Below are 16,445 nucleotides of genomic sequence, written 5' to 3' on the forward strand. Positions count from 1 at the left end.
CGGTACTTTGGATGACTCAAAAAACAATCAAATCATGAATAAACTAATTGTAGTCTTTTTTGTTTACCTGTTCTCAATCCAAAACGCTTGTTCACAGTTGGATTTAACTTCTCCCCGTGGAACTTCCCATCCGCTTTGGTCCAAAATGGACAGCACCATTAAATCTGGAAAATACGAACGAATAACCAGTGTTTTGGTTGCCCAAAATGGCGAACTCCTTTTTGAAAATTATTACAACGGCGCAGATTCAAATTCGAAACACAACACCCGCTCTGCTACCAAGACCATGGCTACCCTGCTTACTGGGATTGCCATTAAACAGGGGTACATCCAATCCGAAAAGGATAAAATATTCAAATATCTTGGACACAAGACCCCAGTGAAAAACCCGGATGACCGTAAGTCGGGGATTACCCTAGAAGATTTGCTCAGTATGAGTTCCATATTGGAGTGCAATGATTTTAATAGTTTCTCCAGGGGCAATGAAGAACGTATGTACATTATCGAGGACTGGACCGGCTTTTTAGTGGACTTGCCCGTTAGAGCATACCCCTTTGAGCCGAAACCCGAAGACCAACCCTATGGAAGGGCTTTCAGTTACTGTTCGGCAGGGGCCGCTGCCATGGCTGACATAGTACAGCGTGCGGTGGGCATGCCTGCAGACCAATTTGCCAAGCAAAATCTTTTAAATCCATTGGGATTTGAAGATTATGTCTTGCATTATACTCCCGAAGGGGTTTTAAATACCGCAGGGGGAAGCGAATACAAAAGCAGGGATCTATTGAAACTTATTCAACTTTGCTTAAATAAAGGGGTATGGAATGGTCAAGAAATCATTCCGGCTACCTGGCTACAAAAGGCTACCACGCCCAAAGTTAGGGTAAGGGATGGAGTGGAATACGGCTACTTGTTTTGGCTAAGAAGTTTTGGTGAAAATCAGCAGTATTACTCTTACCATATGTCAGGGAACGGAGGGCAGAAACTGTTGGCCATTCCCGATTTGGACGCGGTCATGGTCATTACAACTACCAACTACGGCAACAGAAATGCGCATAACTACACGGACGAGTTGGTAAATGAGTACATCGTTCCTGTATTGACCGACCAGCAATAAAATAGCTAAACTCAGTAGCCAGGCTATTCCCGAGGTACGCAACCATAACTAAGGGCCGCATCTAAAATGAAATCAACCTTATGAAAAAGATGGCGGCTCTAACTTTTGTGATCGCTTTGGTTTTTTCCTGTAGCAATGACGACATTTATGCAGATAGCGATATCGTGGGAACCTGGAAACTGATTCAAATCAAGGCCAATCCGGGGGGCGGTAGCGCGGAGTTTCGTTCCGTGGAAAGCGAGAAGACCATTCAGTTTAAAAGTGATGGCACTATTACCACCAATACCTCCTTGTGCGAACCCTATTCCGAAGAAGTTAGAACTACTGGCAAGTTTAGTCTTGAAGACTTGACTATTACCACCAACTGTGAAAACCCCAACATAGCAAAAATCTATATTCAATGGGAAGATGAAATCTTGGTTTTGGATTTTATATCCAATGAAGGGTATTCGCAGAAATTCCAGAAGTTGGATTAGGTAACACTCGCTTTTTTAGCAGCACTTGGCTGAACGATTTAATTAAACGATCTTAGTCGGGAATAGCCCTTAGGCTAACTTTATACCCAACCCTATGCACCGTAACCCAACTACATTTCTGTCCATCCTCTTGATATTTTTGCTGTCCTTCAGCTGTTTTTCGCAGCAGGATCCAGGCAAAGTACAAACCCTTAAAGTGATGAGTTATAACATCTGGAACGGCTTTGAGTGGGGAAAGGACACGGAGAGAAAGGCTCAATGTATCGATTGGATCAAGAGCAAAAAACCAGATGTCTTGGCCCTACAGGAATTATGTGGCTATACGGAGGAGATGCTCAAAGAGGACGCAATGCAATGGGGACATCCGTATGTGCAATTGTTGAAAACGGAAGGCTACCCAACGGCACTTACCTCAAACCAACCTATTCAGCTCAAGGAACGAAAAACAGAAGGATTTTGGCATGGCCTGTTGCACTGCCAGACTTATGGGATAGACTTTTACGTCGTCCACCTCTCCCCTGCCGATGCCGAGTTTAGACTTCGCGAAGCCCAAATGATAACCCAACTCATACAAGAAAGCCAGCCCGATAACTTTATTATTCTTGGGGATTTTAATGCCACCTCCCCCTTTGATGCCCAAGCCTTGGAAAAAAATGATGTGCTTCGGGAAAAATACCGTCCCAAAACTACCGATGCCGAACACTCCAATCTAAGGAAAGGGAATTTTGACTACTCGGTAATTGCCGAATTTCTGGCCTGCCCGGCAGTGGATTTGGCTTTGAACAAGGTCGACTTGTTTACCCAAGGCCACACCTTCCCCGCTCCTGCCCTAATTGGAAAATACAACCATACCGACAAATCCATTGCGGAAAACAGGGTGCGAATTGACTACATATTGGCTAACCCAGAGCTGGGAAATTCCTGTACCGACTTTAAAATCTTTAACCAAGAGGAGACACACGGATTGTCCGATCATTATCCAGTGATGGCAGAGTTCGCCTTCAAAAATTAACTATGTCAGTTCGAGCGCAGTCGAGAACCAAGAGGCAAGAATCAAGACTTTAGACTTTAGACTAATAAACGTCTCCGCTCCCACAAGATCACTTCGACAAGCTCAGCGCAGGTGTATCTTGCAACGAGTCTTTTAAAGCTGTACATTCGGTAAGTCAAGCAAGTAATTACACCATATCCAATTTGAAATTCGAAATACCATTTGAGGAAAAAACATACCTGAATCAAATTAGATTGGTAATTCCTGTAATTTATTCTGGACTCCGTATAAAGATAAAAAGGAATATTACCATTGGAGTTTTCTTGATCCTAGTTGGTATCCTATTGCTTCAGTTTGATGTGGACTTTGGTGGACTTCCCATTATAATAGGGCCTGTTTTTTTATATCAATCTTATCGTGATAAGAAATCTTACCTGTTGAGAAAATCAACAGTTTTAGGTGTAATCCATCAAGAGTTGGATTCAAAGAGAGAAATCTTGAAAAAAGGCATTTTTGAGTTTAGACCCAATAGCCTTTTTTATAAAGATGAACTAAGTGAGTCAAATACTCCCTGGTCAGAATTTGAAGGTTTTAAAGTTATAGAAAGAAATGTTTTAATGATAGTGAATCAAAAAGAGGGTAAGATTCTAGTAATTGGGGAGAAGGAAGTCGGTAATAAAGATTTTAATACGATTGTTGGGTTCCTTGAATCAAAAATTTAAACTTCCCATCTCCCACAAGATTTTATCTTGTGCATCGTTTATCTAAATTATTGTAAGAAACAACAACCAAAAATCAACATCAACTTAACCTCAATGAAAAACATCATTACCCTGCTACCCTTATTGCTATTGACCACCTTTGCAAAAGCTCAAAATGACCGATCCAGATTTATCAATGCCCAAATTGGCTACGGCCTTAGTGCACCTTATCACAGTGTTGACGAGGTTGTAGATGATGGCTTTTTTGTACAAGGAGAGTATGGGGGCAATATCACTTCTTGGCTGCAGACCAAAGGGTACCTCGGTTTAATATTGACCAGGGCGGGCATGGAAGACCTCAACGGCAACCCAACAAACGAGGGAACAGAAAGCAGAGCCTTTCTTGTAGGCGCCAAAGCAAGACTGAGAGCGCCCATCCCTTGGGTATCTCCCTATGCTGAAATTGGTATAGGAACCTCAATAGGCAACTTTGTTACGTATACCGGCTTTACCAATATCAGAAGAGAAGGGATTGTATACCACATTCCCTTTTCGGTTGGACTCCTATTGGGACCAAAAAACAGTGTTGATTTAGGTCTTATGTATTATTTTCAACCAGACGTGGAACAGTATGTTGGCGCTTTTGCCGTTGGACTTTCAATTCCTTTGAAAAATAAATAGTACCAAGACCGTAATACCTAGTACAACAAGCATCGAAACGAAATAGAATAGGTATATTGAGGAGAGCAAAAGGCCATGATATGAGGAAGCTTAGATGTATTTAAACCTGCTTAACAATTAAAAAAGTATGAAGAGCTACGGTATCGTTTTGTTCCTGGTTTTAGGTATTTCCAGTTATTCCACAGAAACCGAGCAATTGGTAAGGAACTATTTGCAGGCATCCAACAATTACAATTTTGAAGGGGCATTCCAATTCTTGGATTCGGACTACCAAGAAGTATTTATTGATGAATCAGTGGAAATTGAGAATTTGAATCAACTCAAAGATTTCATGGCGTGGCGAAAAATAATGAACTCCAAGTCCAATCTGCTATCCCTAAAAAGTTCCAAGGATACGGTCACCACAGTTGAACAAACGTATCATTTTATGGATTCGATACTGGAACGAAAGCCAAGAACGTTCAAAATTAAATATGTGGTAAAGGATGATAAAATACTCAAATCCATTCTTGACACCATGCCTGGTCACTCTGAAACAGCACGTTTCAACTACGCCAAATTTGCCAAATTCCAGGAATTCTGTAACTCAGAAGAAATAAAATTGGATATGGGCATGACGGCTAGCGGAGCTTTGCAGCTAAAAAGAGCACTGGAACAATATAAAAGTAGGTGTTAGGAAAACAAGAACATTTAAATGTGGCTTCGACTGCACGGCCATTTTCAAAATAAAAAAGGATGAAATGGAACAAACTTATAGGTGTTTTGATAATCCTGTTCAATCTCCGTCTTATCTGGATGGAGGCCAAACTGTTTTATCAATTCCATTATTCCGATTTACGCTTTTTCAACAAAAGTCCCGATTGGATGTTGTTCTCCTTTATCTTTATAGGGATACTTGGTACCATTGTGGGAGTAAACGTATTTAGTACCCAATGGTCCATAAAAAAAGGGTTGTTGTTGGAAGTGCTATTGATTGCTATTGCCTTCCTGATAGGGCAACTAGCTCATCTTTGAATAGACAGTGACAATATTTGGCATCACCCAATTCGCAAACACAAAAACACAAAAAACTATGACCAATTATATAGATGGCTTCGTTTTTCCAATTGCTAAAATTCATTTAGCAGAATACCAGAAAGTGGCTGAAAAAGTGGCTCAAATTTGGAAAGAGTATGGTGCCATAGCCTACTTTGAATTTGTTGGGGATGACATGAACTTGGAAGGCACCAGGTCTTTTATGGAAGCTGTGGCCACCAAAGAAGACGAGGAAGTTGTATTGGGCTGGGTGGTTTTTCCATCCAAAGCGGTGCGGGACCTTGCCAACACCAAAGTACCCTTGGATCCAAGGATGGCAGAACTGGTTACACCATTGGTTAATCCTGAAAAATTGATTTTTGACGCCAGTAGAATGGTCTATGGTGGATTTAAACCCTTGGTTCAATCAAACAGATAGGTTAAAATCCAATTTCCAAAGTCGCTCTGCTTTATGCTGTTTAGTTGTATCTTGTATAGCATCATCAAAACAGAATAGATCATGAGAAATTTATCCATCGCCTGTATTGGGATATTGCTATTGTTGGGTTCCTGCAAAAAAGAGCCAAAACAAGAACCGATATCAGAACCTGAACTCAGCAAGGAAATCAGCTTTTATACCCCCGACAGCATCCAAATCTTTGGTGATCTGTATGAATTGGACAAACAAGGGAAAACCATTCTGCTCTTCCATCAAGGAGGATCCAATGCAAGGGGTGAATATGCGCCCATCATCCCAAAACTAATTGAAAAGGGCTACAACATTTTGGCCATAGACCAACGTGTGGGCGGACAATTTTATGGGAGTTACAACCGAACCCTTGCCAACATTCCCACTAACGGTTTCGGTGACGGATACGGGTACTGCGATGCTTACAATAATCTAGAGAGTGCATTGGATTTTGTCATAACCTCAGGGTTTACGGGAGATAAAATTGTTTGGGGAAGCAGTTACAGTGCATCGCTTGGCATTCAATTGGCCAACAGCAGGCAACAAGATATTAGTGCGGTCTTGGCTTTTTCACCTGCGTCCGGCAATTCCGTGAAGGATTGCCTCCCCAATGAATATTTTGAAACCATAAAGATTCCCTTACTACTTCTCAGGCCTCCCCATGAGATGGAACGAGAAACCTCAAAACTGCAATCGGAATTGGCCAATACCCATGGCCATCAAACCTTTGTGCCCCAACATGGCGTCCACGGTTCTTCCATGCTGGTGGCCTCCAGGGTGGGCAGCAATGTTGACGAAACATGGAAGGTGGTGCTCTCTTTTTTGGATACGTACCAATAAATAGTATCTTCAAAGCCAATAACCATCAAGCATGGCTTTTGCAGCCACTAACACATTCAAATAACCAATAATCTATGACCGCAGCCGAACTTGTGGGCAAGGTATTCTTACCCTTATCTCTTGCCATTATTATGTTGGGTATGGGAATGACTTTGGTTCCCGCCGATTTTACCCGAATCATCAAATATCCCAAAGCTATTTTGCTTGGCCTAACCAACCAACTGGTGTTTTTGCCTTTAATTGGGTTCGCCCTGGCCATTATTTTTGGACTAAACCCGGTTACGGCTGTAGGATTGATGATTCTGGCTTCCTGTCCTGGAGACCCTACCAGTAATCTAATAACACAGGTGTGCAAGGGAAACATCGCGCTGTCAGTAACCCTTACCGCCATTGCCAGCTTTATAAGCATCTTGACCATTCCCTTTATAATTTCCTATGCCCTGACCTATTTCGGCGGTAAAACGGATATTGCCATTCAACTGCCCATTTTGGATACGATTATTCAAATCATGGGAATTACGGTTATTCCCATTTCGATTGGGATGTTCATTCGTAGACGTAGGACTGAATTTGCAAAGCGTATGGAAAGACCCATGCGGATAGCCTCAACAGTGATTTTTATTCTGGTCTTTATAGCGGTGTTGGCCGCCAATGCCGAAAAACTGGTGGAGGGCATGAAAGCGGCGGGGATTGTTACCTTGGTACTTAATTTGGCAACCATGGGATTGGGATACATGACGGCCAGATTGTTCAAATTAAATCTAAAGAACGTAATATCCATTACCATAGAAAGCGGTATTCAAAACGGGACCCTGGCCTTTGTTATCGCTACCTCCATACTTAATAATATTGAAATGGGAATTCCAACCGGGGCCTATTCCATTTGGATGTTCATAACAGGGGGAATTTTGATGTGGTATTTTGGGAAAAGACAGGATGTGGATGCCAGTTAACCATGCGTAATACGCACTCAAATTTCTTCAGGGAAGATATATTTCCTAATTTTGTGGTCTCATTAGACTTTATGTCCACTACTACACAAATATCATATTTGGATATTGTAAAATAAGATAGTCAGTCTCCTGATTGACTGTCACCTTCCGACTTCAGAGTATCCTCTGAGGAAAACTATCTATTTACATTTTACAAACAAAACAATTTTGATTGTTGCCGCCTTGGGCCAAGCCCCTACTCTGTTTTTTGAACATCTGGGCAGCGCTACAATCATATAAACACATCCAATATGAAATTAGAAACATTGGGATATAACGATAAAATCCAAAGCTTAGGTTTAGAAATTGGACTTGACGATTTCGAAATAGGAAGAGTGGTAACCGAACATAAGGAGCGCTACCTTGTATTGACTGAAAAAGGGGAATTTGAAGCTGAAATCACGGGAAACTTAAGATATACGGCATCCAGTAGAGCTGACTTTCCAGCTGTTGGGGATTGGGTAGCCCTAATGATTTATGATTCCAATAATGCGATCATCCATAAAATCCTACCCAGATACTCGGTACTCTCCAGAAAAGCTGTTGGCGTTTCAGGAGATGTTCAAATTATTGCCACCAACATAGACTATGCCTTTATCGTGCTTTCCGTGGATAACGATTTTAGCGTTAATCGAACACAACGCTATCTCACGCTCTGCCATGCATCGCACATTCAGCCCATCATCATCCTGAACAAGGTTGATTTGGTAACTGAAGCTAAACTATCCGAGTTGATGGAACTACTTAAAACCAGACTTGAGAGAATTCCAGTACTTGGTGTTAGCGCCTCCACTTCAAAAGGTCTTGAAAACATAAAAGAGATGATTCAAGTTGGAAACACCTATTGTCTTTTGGGATCCTCAGGTGTAGGGAAATCAACCTTGGTAAATGCCCTCTCCCATAAACCATTGATGGAAACCAGGGAGGTCAGTGGTTCCTCCAAAAAGGGCCAGCACACCACCACCCACAGGGAATTGGTGGTTTTGGAAAAAGGCGGAATCCTAATTGACAATCCCGGTATGCGGGAAGTAGGTCTCGCAAATGTCTCAGATGGATTCGATAAGACCTTTGGATCCTTATTGGAATTGGCAGTTGATTGCCAATTCAAGGATTGCTCCCATACCGTGGAAAAGGGATGTGCGGTAATCCAAGCAGTGGAAAGAGGAAAGCTTGACAGGTCATCTTATGAAAACTACCTCAAAATGAAGCGGGAGCAAGTGCATTTTGAATCCACGGTTGCTGAAAAACGAAAAAAGGACAAGGATTTTGGCAAAATGGTTAAGCAGTTCAAGCGTATTAAAAAGTCCAACAAATAGGAATTTCTGCTCCTGTAAGGTTTTGTGCTTTATAGGGGCAGCTTGTCCTTTATATTCATGGATTGATTGAAAACCTAACAAACAAATTATCCAAGGTATATGGTTTGAGTTTGTTCTTGGAGGTGCAAATCTATTTTGTTTGTTGAATACCTTGATTTAATCCCTAAATCCTGATGGATAGTTGTCACATTGCTTTCCTAAATTAGTCCTTAGGTAAACCAACCCCTTATGAAAAAGCTTCTCCTAGGACTTTTGCTGACTTCTGTTATAATTTCTTGTAAGCCCAGTAAGCCTGGGCAAGTTCAGATGCAATTATCCAACGGTTATTGGTTCAATGGCAGCGATTTTGAGCAAAGAACAGTCTGGATAAAAGATGGCATCCTAAGTTTTAGTGAGAAAGCGGTGCAAAGTGATACCATTATAGACCTTGAAGGCCAATATGTGATTCCACCCTTTGCCGAAGCGCATAACCACAATCTGGAAAGTGACTATGAACTGGAGAAACGCATCCGTTCCTATTTGGACAATGGGGTGTTTTATGTAAAACTACTATCCTCCATAAAAAAAAGAATTGACCCCCTTATGCACCATTACAACAAACCAACTGGCATTGATATTTCCATGGCACATGCCCCATTGACCGGTTCGGGTGGGCATCCCATTGCCTTAAGAAAACGCTTTTTGGGCTATGGCCATTTTGATGGGCTTTTCAAGACCTTGGAGGATATCGAATCCCATGGGTATTATATTATCGACTCAGAACAAGACTTGAACAATAAATGGGAACAAATTTTATCATTTGGTCCAGATTTTATCAAAATTAACCTACTGTATTCCGAGGAATATGAAAAACGGAAAAACGATACCACATTTTTCGGCAAAAAAGGCCTGAATCCAGACTTGGTACCTGCCATTGTAAAGAAGGCTCATGACAGTAACCTACGTGTAAGCGCACATGTGGCCACATCCTATGATTTTCATGTAGCCATTACCTCTGGGGTGGACGAGGTTGCACACCTGCCCGAAATCCACAATGGCCAACCCATTGATCCAAAGGATGCAATCCTGGCAGCCGAACAGGGGACCATGGTGGTCACTACCGCTTCATTGGTAACCAAAAACAAGGAAAAACCCAATTACCAAGCCTTGGTGGCTAATGTAAGGTCCAATTTGGAAATCCTGAAAGAAGCCGGTGTTGTTATGGGCCTTGGTTCCGATATGTACAACGACAATTCCGTGGGAGAATTCCAGTTATTGCATGGTTTGGAGGTGTTCAGTAACCTGGAATTGCTCAAGATGTGGTGCGAGCATTCGGCGACCACTACCCTTCCCTATAGAAAGGTGGGTTTTTTACAGGACGGCTATGAAGCAAGCTTCTTGGTATTGGATAAAAATCCTTTGGAGGATATCGAAGATGTCAACCAAAATATTAGCCTTAAAATAAAACAAGGCAAAATTCTTGACTAAAGAACCCTAAAAAGATAATGTATATTTTTAGGAACGATTAGTCGTAAACTTCGCAATTCACAAACATGCCCTTAAAAAGCCTTAGCTTAAAATCCTTTGTTACCCTATTTCTAATTTTACTCGCGGCCAAGGTAAATGGACAATCCACAGAAGCTCGATTGATCCTATTGGATAGTACCGAATTTGAGGGGTACGCCAAAGTCCTCAAAAACAACAAAATTCTCTTTCGAATGGATTTGGAGGATGAACCGGACACCTGGACCAGTGAACAAGTTAGAAGGATTGAGTTTGACAATGGATTTAAAATCATAGCTTATGAATATGTAAAGTTCGGGGAGTCCAGACCTGGATTGTATAGAGTTATCGAACCTGGTTTTTTGAGCTTGTATGCAATTGATGATTCCTACTGGACACCCAATACTCCAGTTGGAAATGGGTTGATGGGCGGGAGCACCAAAGTGGCCACCACCAGCTATTTCTTAAAACGAAAAGACCAGATTGACCCCTGCCCAGTTTCTCGGAACAAAAAAATGTGGAAAAAAAGATTGCTGGAGTGTTTTGAGGATTGTCCAGAGGTGAAGGAAATAATCTTAAGTGATCGGGTAAAGGAATATGATATAGAGGACTTGGTATGGAATTACAATGAATATTGTGGGGGAGTCCCCTAGAGCAACCTATTTGCATTTTTAAAATAGAAATTCAGTTAGGGCAAAGTCACATGGTCTTACCACATACCAATTCAATATATATTCCGCACATTCAGCTCACTGTCCTGGTTGGTTGCATGGCCCATGTACATGTACCTGTATATCAAAAATGTATTGAATCTTCCACTTTTCTATCAAGATAACCTGCACGTCAGGGAAATTTTATCCCAACTGAATTAGTTGACTCACTTGGGCATTATCGCTTCAAATAGGCCCAGGTAAAATGGGGATGATGTCCATTAACCCGAACCATTTTAACCCATAATAGGGTCATATGCTCTAGATGAAGGGATTGGGACAAATCGCCCACATCCAAGGTCTCAAAGCCCAAGTCTGCGTTTAGGGATGCCACCAGCTCTTTGCTTTTAGGGTAATCGCTTGCAATGAGCATTACAGGCTTAAGGTCATAGTCTGGAAATCTTGAATTTTCTAAATTCTCAAATCCGTAGATGGTATAAGCTTTTATTACCCTGGCATTGGCTGCCCATTCCTGGATTTTTTCAGCACCGGAAACCTTACTTTCTAGTCCGTGGGATATTCCCGGTCCCACAGGATTGGTACAATCAACTAAAATTTTATTGCCAAAGTCCAATGGCTTCAAGATTTCTTCATTCAACTTGAAGGGCGTAGCCAAAAACACCACCTCTGCGGCATCTATTGCCTCTTGAATGGGAAGGGCCAAGAATGCCGGATTCCTGTTTTGGGCTGTTAGGACACTTTCACTTTTTACGTTGTTATGGGCAATGATAACCTTATGCCCACTTTGTTGAAGGTTATGGGCCAAAGCAAACCCTACATTTCCAATTCCAATAAAAGCCAGTTTCATGTCCTCTTTTTTTAAGGTGTATTTTCCAATTGCTCAACAACAAGTCGTGCAGCAGCAGCTCCCGAATTTTGTTGTTGTCCCGTAATCAGATTACCATCCGAAATGGCATACGAACTAAAGGGTGTGGCTACCTTAAAGTGGGTGTTGGGTAACTTTCTTGCCTCCTCCTCTATCCAATAGGGTTGAATTTTCTGTCCTACGACCTCATCAGCATAGGCCTCCTCAGCGTTGGCAAAGCCTGTCCATGTTTTTCCATCCACCAAAAGCTTCCCATCCGAAATTTTGGCCTCCAACAATAAGGTGGTGGAATGGCAGACCGCTGCGCTAGGCTTCTTGGATTCGTAGAAATTCACAAATAGTTGTTCCAAATCCTTATTGCTTCTGAACGTATACATGGGGCCTTGTCCTCCAACAAGAAAAATAGCTAGGTAATCATTGGCATTTACATCCGTGAGTTTCTGTGTGCTCTCCAACATTTGCCCAAACCCATTGGATTTCATATAACCTAAAGAGATAACATCATGCGCTGAGTAACCACTTGCATCGGTGGGGTTGGAATAGCTATCCATTTCTATCTTACCACCTTCTGTGGAGACTAAATCGACTTCATAACCCGCTTCCTGAAAGACCTGAAGTGGGTGGGTTAGCTCCGCTGCCCAAAAACCAATGGGCCAGCCCGTTTGTTTGGAGATAGCTGGACTGCTAGCCACCATTAGAATTTTTCCCTTGAAAGGCATCCCATGGGCATGCACATAGCCATGGACTTCTTTTATCTGCGATTTCATTGCATTTTATTTTTGGTTCCTCACAAATTTATTTTATTAACTTGCTTACAAAACCATACTTACTATATTGAATGGTACTTACTTTTATGAAAGTAATTTGATAATCAGATAACTATGCCGGACTTTATCTACAACAACAAGATATATTATAACCCTGTGGAGTTTGCTATGGATCGAATTGGGGGGACTTGGAAAATGCCCATATTATGGCGATTGCAACGAAAAGTCTTTCGTTTTGGTGAGCTCAAAAAGGATATCCCACATATTACCGACAAGATGTTGACCTCCCAATTGCGTCAACTGGAAGCGGAAGGATTTATTCATAGAAAAGTATATGCCGTTGTCCCCCCCAAAGTGGAGTACTCCATAACCAAAAAGGGCATGACGGCCATTCCGATTATAGAAACCATCCGAAATTATGGGCTGGAGTTGATGGAAAAAGAGGGGATAAAACACAAATGACGGCATGGGAATCGAGTAAACCAATCCAAAAGGACTATCAGAAACATAATCTCATTTCCTCTAGTTTATTTTATTGTAAATTGGTTAAACCTGTCGGAATGGGCATGAAGATTGACAAAGCTTGGGGCCTCTTTAATAAACAAGAGTGCAAAAAACATGTTAAATAGCATTGAACAGGATTAAAAATCGTATACGATATATTATTTTTAACCTATGCTTCAGAAAATAATATTGCGCGATCAAATTGGTAGTTGGCTTCAAGAACAATTGCTAAGTGGTACTTTACAAAATGGGGAAAAACTTTCCCTAGTGGATATTTCCAAAGATTTGGAAGTCAGTGTTACTCCAATACGGGAAGCATTGTCCCAATTATCGCGTGCTGGTATTGTGGAGACCATTCCCAATCGTGGTTTTTTTGTTCCTGCCCTTAGCGCTAAAGAAGCCCAAGATATTTATCCAGCTATCTACGCTTTGGAAAAATTAGCTCTTGAACAATCTACAGTGGATTCAGAACTTCTCACTAGACTTAGGCACATTCAAACCAAATTTGAGCATGCGACCAACAAGGAAGATGCTGTTCGGTTTGATCTTGACTTTCATGAAATACTCATTTCAAACTATGAGAACAAGGTTACAGCAAACATTCTTCGTGACCTGAAGATTCGGGTATTCTTTTATGAATTGGAATATATGAACTCCAAAAACCATAAAAAATCCAGTGAAACCCACTTAAAAATCATACAAGCTTTGGAAGTTGGAAATAAATCCAAGGCCTGCAGACTTCTCCAACAGAACTGGGAAACCAGTGCCGAATTCATTGAGAAACATTACGCTAACAACCCTTCAAACCTATAAAATGAAACCACTTGGAATTCTACTCTTCGCATTTACTTTATTTGTATCCATTGATGCCCATGGGCAACCCCAAGCCCCAAATGAAAATTTAGACCCCAACTTTATTTTTCATCCCGACAATCTTATACGGAACTCAGAAGACCTGTCAGCAATTTATGGTGTAATGGCCCAGTATTATGAAGGTGTTGAACTGGGAAAGGCGGATTTACTTAAAACTGTTTTCCATACGGAATGGCAGATGAGGGATACAGGGACACCTGACGAGGCTACTTTACATATAGCGGATAAAAACAATTTTGTTAACATGGTCAGAGACCATGGGCCCTACCCTGGTTATGCCAGTGAAAGGGTATTTGCCCATGTAGGGATGGCCAATGACAACTTGGCCTTTGTACGAATCAACAAGGCCCCTAGCAGAAGCTCCACCTGCTTTTATCTTTACAAATTGAATCAAGGGTGGACCATCATGGACAAACTCTGGGTACCGGTAAGGGAAGCGGCCAAGCTCGCTCCTACTTCGGAGTCCTATCATGCTGTGGAAATGCTTCTTCATACTTATTTTAAAGCACTTGCTGTTGCGGATACCCAAGTTCTTTCAGACATCCTGCATCCTGATTGGGATTCCAAAACAATTGACAGCGAAGGGAAGTTGACCACTATTTCTAAAGTAGCGCTACTTCAAAACCCAAAAACCGAGCAAATTGATTTCACCCAATTGCTGTCCATAGATTTGTACCACGACAAACTGGCCATTGTCCGAATCGACATTCCTTCGCAAAACAGTACTTCTTTTATTACCATTTTTAAAATCGATGGTATTTGGCAAATCACCAATGAACGTATAGCGACAAATTAACCAAGGGAGTGAGCTTGCCTCTTTCTTTTAAGTTCTTGACGCCTATCGTATCTTTGCATTGTGGAAGACAATAAAAAACTAATCCTATTCGATGGGGTTTGCAACCTCTGTAATGGAGCTGTCCAATTTATCATCCAAAGGGACAAAAAAGATGTGTTCCGCTATGCGGCCCTGCAAAGCGAAATTGGGGAAAAATTTATTGCTGAACGCGGTATTGATACGTCCAAAGTGGATTCCATCATTTTAATAGAGCCTGGCGTTGCTTATTTCGTCAAATCGGATGCAGCCCTTCGCATAGGGCAGGAATTTGGAGGCCTATGGAAAGCTTTGGCTATTTTTACTTGGATTCCGAAGGTCTTCCGCGATGCGATATACAACCTCATTGCCAAAAATCGTTATCGATGGTTTGGCCGAAAGGATGCCTGCATGATTCCAACCCCTGAATTACAGGCTAAATTTTTGGGGTAGTGTATTCCGTGTGGTAGTTTTCAGTTTGACACGAATTCACTAATTCGTACGAATGGTTAAATGTTAGCCTTACCAAATACTGGAATGGAGCTCTCCCGTACTATCCGAGAAACTTTCAGATTCGATGCCCAAGGTATTTAACATACTTACAAAGAGATTGGACATGGGTTCCTCCCCAAACTTCTCGTATGACCCGTGCTTTAAGCCCATATTGGCTCCTCCAGCTAAGATCAAGGGGTAATTTACGGCATTGTGTGTCGTACTGCAAGCACTTCCATAGAGAATCATGGTGTTATCCAATAGGGAACCATGCTCATCATGGGTGTTTTTCATTCGATCTAGGAAGTAGGCAAACTGTTTGGATAACCACTGATCGTAGCGACCCCACTCTTCCCAATGCCCCGTAGTCAGGTCGTGGCTAATGGTATGGTGTCCTTTGCTAAGGCCCAATGCCAGTTTTGGGAAGTTTTCTCCCAATCCAAGGCCATCTTCCCGAGCCATCATATAGGTCATTACCCGAGTCAAATCCACTTCCATCCCCAAAACCATGAGATCAAAGGTGGTCTTGATATAGGCTTCGGGATCAACTTTAACATCGGCGTTAAAGTTGATATGACCGGCATCGAAATCCTTCATAGGGATATCCAGCCACTGTTCATTTCGCTTCACTTGCTCTTCAACCGTGCTCAAGGAATGCATATATTCATCCATTTTGGTCTGATCATGCTTTCCAAGCCGTCGATGCAATCGCTTGCTGTCCTCTAAAATCAGGTCAACAATTTTCTTGTCTTGCTGAATACTCTTTCTTCGCGCTTGGGTTGTTGCACCACCCCCAGGGGCAAAATAACGCTCAAAGATTTCGCGGTGACGATGCTCTGAAGGGATAGGTTTTCCTGACAGATCAAATGATAAAGTAGAAACCCTTGACTTGTAACCAATTCCACCATCCGTGGAAAGGGCCAAATAAGGATATCGTGTATGCTTGCTAAATTTCTGCGCCACCAATTGATCCACAGAAATACTGTTCATGTATTCGCTTCCCCGCACATCACCTCCAGTTAACCAAGTGTCTCCAGCCAAATGCCCGAGCAAAGCTCTACTTCGTGGATGGCTCAATTCACCAAGGATGGACATGTTTTCGCGGTGACCCGCCAAAGGCATAAGCGATTGTGTAAACTCATAATCCTTTCCTTCTCCCATGGGGAACCAGCTCCATTTCTTATGATAGGAACTCTCCACGGGAGGCAGTCCCACACCATTGGGAAAATACACAAAGCAAAGCCTCTTCATGGCTTCACTGCTGGTGTTGGTAGTTTTCATCATGCTACCCATTCCCATGGCTTCCATGTAGGGAATCATGCAGCTAACACCCAATCCTTTGAGAAATGTTCTTCGATCTAAATGCCAAGATTTTCGAGCCATAAT

20 protein-coding genes are annotated in these 16,445 nt (G+C 42.0%); 17 read left to right on the top strand and 3 right to left on the bottom strand.

Annotated features, from left to right (window positions below):
- Window positions 1-34 precede the first annotated feature (34 nt).
- The 13 genes from ACOOE0_RS15270 to ACOOE0_RS15330 all read left to right on the top strand — a co-directional run bounded on the left by ACOOE0_RS15270 (window position 35) and on the right by ACOOE0_RS15330 (window position 10,729).
- Window positions 35-1,114: a serine hydrolase domain-containing protein gene (locus ACOOE0_RS15270; protein WP_420399772.1), complete on the top strand. Its 1,080-nt coding sequence runs from the start codon at window positions 35-37 to the stop codon at window positions 1,112-1,114.
- A gap of 80 nt (window positions 1,115-1,194) precedes the next feature.
- Complete coding sequence (locus ACOOE0_RS15275; protein WP_420399773.1) at window positions 1,195-1,590, top strand: lipocalin family protein; 396 nt, start codon at window positions 1,195-1,197, stop codon at window positions 1,588-1,590.
- Window positions 1,591-1,789: 199 nt separating this feature from the next.
- Entirely contained in the window at window positions 1,790-2,602 is an 813-nt protein-coding gene (locus tag ACOOE0_RS15280) for an endonuclease/exonuclease/phosphatase family protein (protein WP_420399774.1), read from the top strand.
- Between the two features lie 182 nt (window positions 2,603-2,784).
- Window positions 2,785-3,303, top strand: a complete 519-nt coding sequence (locus ACOOE0_RS15285) for a hypothetical protein (protein WP_420399775.1) — start codon at window positions 2,785-2,787, stop codon at window positions 3,301-3,303.
- 93 nt (window positions 3,304-3,396) lie between these two features.
- Window positions 3,397-3,963, top strand: coding sequence for an outer membrane beta-barrel protein (locus ACOOE0_RS15290; protein WP_420399776.1), 567 nt, complete (start codon window positions 3,397-3,399; stop codon window positions 3,961-3,963).
- Window positions 3,964-4,090: 127 nt separating this feature from the next.
- On the top strand, window positions 4,091-4,639 hold the full coding sequence (locus ACOOE0_RS15295; protein WP_420399777.1) for a hypothetical protein: 549 nt from the start codon (window positions 4,091-4,093) through the stop codon (window positions 4,637-4,639).
- A 59-nt stretch (window positions 4,640-4,698) separates the two neighbouring features.
- Window positions 4,699-4,977 carry a hypothetical protein gene (locus tag ACOOE0_RS15300; RefSeq protein ID WP_420399778.1) on the top strand — a complete coding sequence of 93 codons (279 nt, stop codon included), beginning with the start codon at window positions 4,699-4,701 and terminating at the stop codon, window positions 4,975-4,977.
- A 58-nt stretch (window positions 4,978-5,035) separates the two neighbouring features.
- Window positions 5,036-5,416, top strand: coding sequence for a DUF1428 domain-containing protein (locus ACOOE0_RS15305; protein WP_420399779.1), 381 nt, complete (start codon window positions 5,036-5,038; stop codon window positions 5,414-5,416).
- An 81-nt stretch (window positions 5,417-5,497) separates the two neighbouring features.
- Window positions 5,498-6,286, top strand: a complete 789-nt coding sequence (locus tag ACOOE0_RS15310) for a hypothetical protein (protein WP_420399780.1) — start codon at window positions 5,498-5,500, stop codon at window positions 6,284-6,286.
- 74 nt (window positions 6,287-6,360) lie between these two features.
- Complete coding sequence (locus ACOOE0_RS15315) at window positions 6,361-7,239, top strand: bile acid:sodium symporter family protein (protein ID WP_420399781.1); 879 nt, start codon at window positions 6,361-6,363, stop codon at window positions 7,237-7,239.
- A gap of 290 nt (window positions 7,240-7,529) precedes the next feature.
- Complete coding sequence (gene rsgA / locus ACOOE0_RS15320; RefSeq protein WP_420399782.1) at window positions 7,530-8,594, top strand: ribosome small subunit-dependent GTPase A; 1,065 nt, start codon at window positions 7,530-7,532, stop codon at window positions 8,592-8,594.
- A 228-nt stretch (window positions 8,595-8,822) separates the two neighbouring features.
- Window positions 8,823-10,061, top strand: coding sequence for an amidohydrolase family protein (locus tag ACOOE0_RS15325; RefSeq protein ID WP_420399783.1), 1,239 nt, complete (start codon window positions 8,823-8,825; stop codon window positions 10,059-10,061).
- A gap of 65 nt (window positions 10,062-10,126) precedes the next feature.
- Entirely contained in the window at window positions 10,127-10,729 is a 603-nt protein-coding gene (locus ACOOE0_RS15330) for a hypothetical protein (RefSeq protein WP_420399784.1), read from the top strand.
- A gap of 235 nt (window positions 10,730-10,964) precedes the next feature.
- Here ACOOE0_RS15330 and ACOOE0_RS15335 read toward each other — a convergent pair whose 3' ends face one another.
- Together ACOOE0_RS15335 and ACOOE0_RS15340 are read right to left on the bottom strand one after the other, a co-directional pair.
- Window positions 10,965-11,594: an NADPH-dependent F420 reductase gene (locus tag ACOOE0_RS15335; protein WP_420399785.1), complete on the bottom strand. Its 630-nt coding sequence runs from the start codon at window positions 11,592-11,594 to the stop codon at window positions 10,965-10,967.
- A gap of 11 nt (window positions 11,595-11,605) precedes the next feature.
- Window positions 11,606-12,379, bottom strand: a complete 774-nt coding sequence (locus ACOOE0_RS15340) for a type 1 glutamine amidotransferase domain-containing protein (RefSeq protein WP_420399786.1) — start codon at window positions 12,377-12,379, stop codon at window positions 11,606-11,608.
- Between the two features lie 114 nt (window positions 12,380-12,493).
- Here ACOOE0_RS15340 and ACOOE0_RS15345 point away from each other — a divergent pair, with 114 nt between their 5' ends.
- From ACOOE0_RS15345 to ACOOE0_RS15360, 4 genes are all read left to right on the top strand, one after another.
- Complete coding sequence (locus ACOOE0_RS15345) at window positions 12,494-12,841, top strand: winged helix-turn-helix transcriptional regulator (protein ID WP_420399787.1); 348 nt, start codon at window positions 12,494-12,496, stop codon at window positions 12,839-12,841.
- A gap of 213 nt (window positions 12,842-13,054) precedes the next feature.
- Window positions 13,055-13,696, top strand: coding sequence for a GntR family transcriptional regulator (locus ACOOE0_RS15350; RefSeq protein WP_420399788.1), 642 nt, complete (start codon window positions 13,055-13,057; stop codon window positions 13,694-13,696).
- 1 nt (window position 13,697) lies between these two features.
- Window positions 13,698-14,552, top strand: a complete 855-nt coding sequence (locus ACOOE0_RS15355; RefSeq protein ID WP_420399789.1) for a nuclear transport factor 2 family protein — start codon at window positions 13,698-13,700, stop codon at window positions 14,550-14,552.
- A gap of 60 nt (window positions 14,553-14,612) precedes the next feature.
- Window positions 14,613-15,020, top strand: coding sequence for a thiol-disulfide oxidoreductase DCC family protein (locus ACOOE0_RS15360; protein ID WP_420399790.1), 408 nt, complete (start codon window positions 14,613-14,615; stop codon window positions 15,018-15,020).
- A gap of 69 nt (window positions 15,021-15,089) precedes the next feature.
- On the opposite strand, the gene ACOOE0_RS15365 is transcribed toward ACOOE0_RS15360, so the two are convergent.
- A complete protein-coding gene (locus tag ACOOE0_RS15365; RefSeq protein ID WP_420399791.1) occupies window positions 15,090-16,442 on the bottom strand; it encodes a DUF1552 domain-containing protein in 1,353 nt (450 codons plus the stop codon).
- Between the last annotated feature and the right edge of the window lie 3 nt (window positions 16,443-16,445).

The sequence above is a fragment of the Flagellimonas sp. genome, from assembly GCF_965215805.1.
Taxonomy (GTDB): domain Bacteria; phylum Bacteroidota; class Bacteroidia; order Flavobacteriales; family Flavobacteriaceae; genus Flagellimonas.

Coding starts and splice junctions, on each gene's coding strand:
- ACOOE0_RS15330 (WP_420399784.1), top strand. CDS start 10,127: ATGCCCTTAAAAAGCCTTAGCTTAAAATCCTTTGTTACCCTATTTCTA.
- ACOOE0_RS15345 (WP_420399787.1), top strand. CDS start 12,494: ATGCCGGACTTTATCTACAACAACAAGATATATTATAACCCTGTGGAG.
- ACOOE0_RS15355 (WP_420399789.1), top strand. CDS start 13,698: ATGAAACCACTTGGAATTCTACTCTTCGCATTTACTTTATTTGTATCC.
- ACOOE0_RS15270 (WP_420399772.1), top strand. CDS start 35: ATGAATAAACTAATTGTAGTCTTTTTTGTTTACCTGTTCTCAATCCAA.
- ACOOE0_RS15305 (WP_420399779.1), top strand. CDS start 5,036: ATGACCAATTATATAGATGGCTTCGTTTTTCCAATTGCTAAAATTCAT.
- ACOOE0_RS15365 (WP_420399791.1), bottom strand. CDS start 16,442: ATGGCTCGAAAATCTTGGCATTTAGATCGAAGAACATTTCTCAAAGGA.
- ACOOE0_RS15295 (WP_420399777.1), top strand. CDS start 4,091: ATGAAGAGCTACGGTATCGTTTTGTTCCTGGTTTTAGGTATTTCCAGT.
- ACOOE0_RS15290 (WP_420399776.1), top strand. CDS start 3,397: ATGAAAAACATCATTACCCTGCTACCCTTATTGCTATTGACCACCTTT.
- ACOOE0_RS15280 (WP_420399774.1), top strand. CDS start 1,790: ATGAGTTATAACATCTGGAACGGCTTTGAGTGGGGAAAGGACACGGAG.
- rsgA (WP_420399782.1), top strand. CDS start 7,530: ATGAAATTAGAAACATTGGGATATAACGATAAAATCCAAAGCTTAGGT.
- ACOOE0_RS15300 (WP_420399778.1), top strand. CDS start 4,699: ATGAAATGGAACAAACTTATAGGTGTTTTGATAATCCTGTTCAATCTC.
- ACOOE0_RS15335 (WP_420399785.1), bottom strand. CDS start 11,594: ATGAAACTGGCTTTTATTGGAATTGGAAATGTAGGGTTTGCTTTGGCC.
- ACOOE0_RS15325 (WP_420399783.1), top strand. CDS start 8,823: ATGAAAAAGCTTCTCCTAGGACTTTTGCTGACTTCTGTTATAATTTCT.
- ACOOE0_RS15350 (WP_420399788.1), top strand. CDS start 13,055: ATGCTTCAGAAAATAATATTGCGCGATCAAATTGGTAGTTGGCTTCAA.
- ACOOE0_RS15340 (WP_420399786.1), bottom strand. CDS start 12,379: ATGAAATCGCAGATAAAAGAAGTCCATGGCTATGTGCATGCCCATGGG.
- ACOOE0_RS15315 (WP_420399781.1), top strand. CDS start 6,361: ATGACCGCAGCCGAACTTGTGGGCAAGGTATTCTTACCCTTATCTCTT.
- ACOOE0_RS15275 (WP_420399773.1), top strand. CDS start 1,195: ATGAAAAAGATGGCGGCTCTAACTTTTGTGATCGCTTTGGTTTTTTCC.
- ACOOE0_RS15310 (WP_420399780.1), top strand. CDS start 5,498: ATGAGAAATTTATCCATCGCCTGTATTGGGATATTGCTATTGTTGGGT.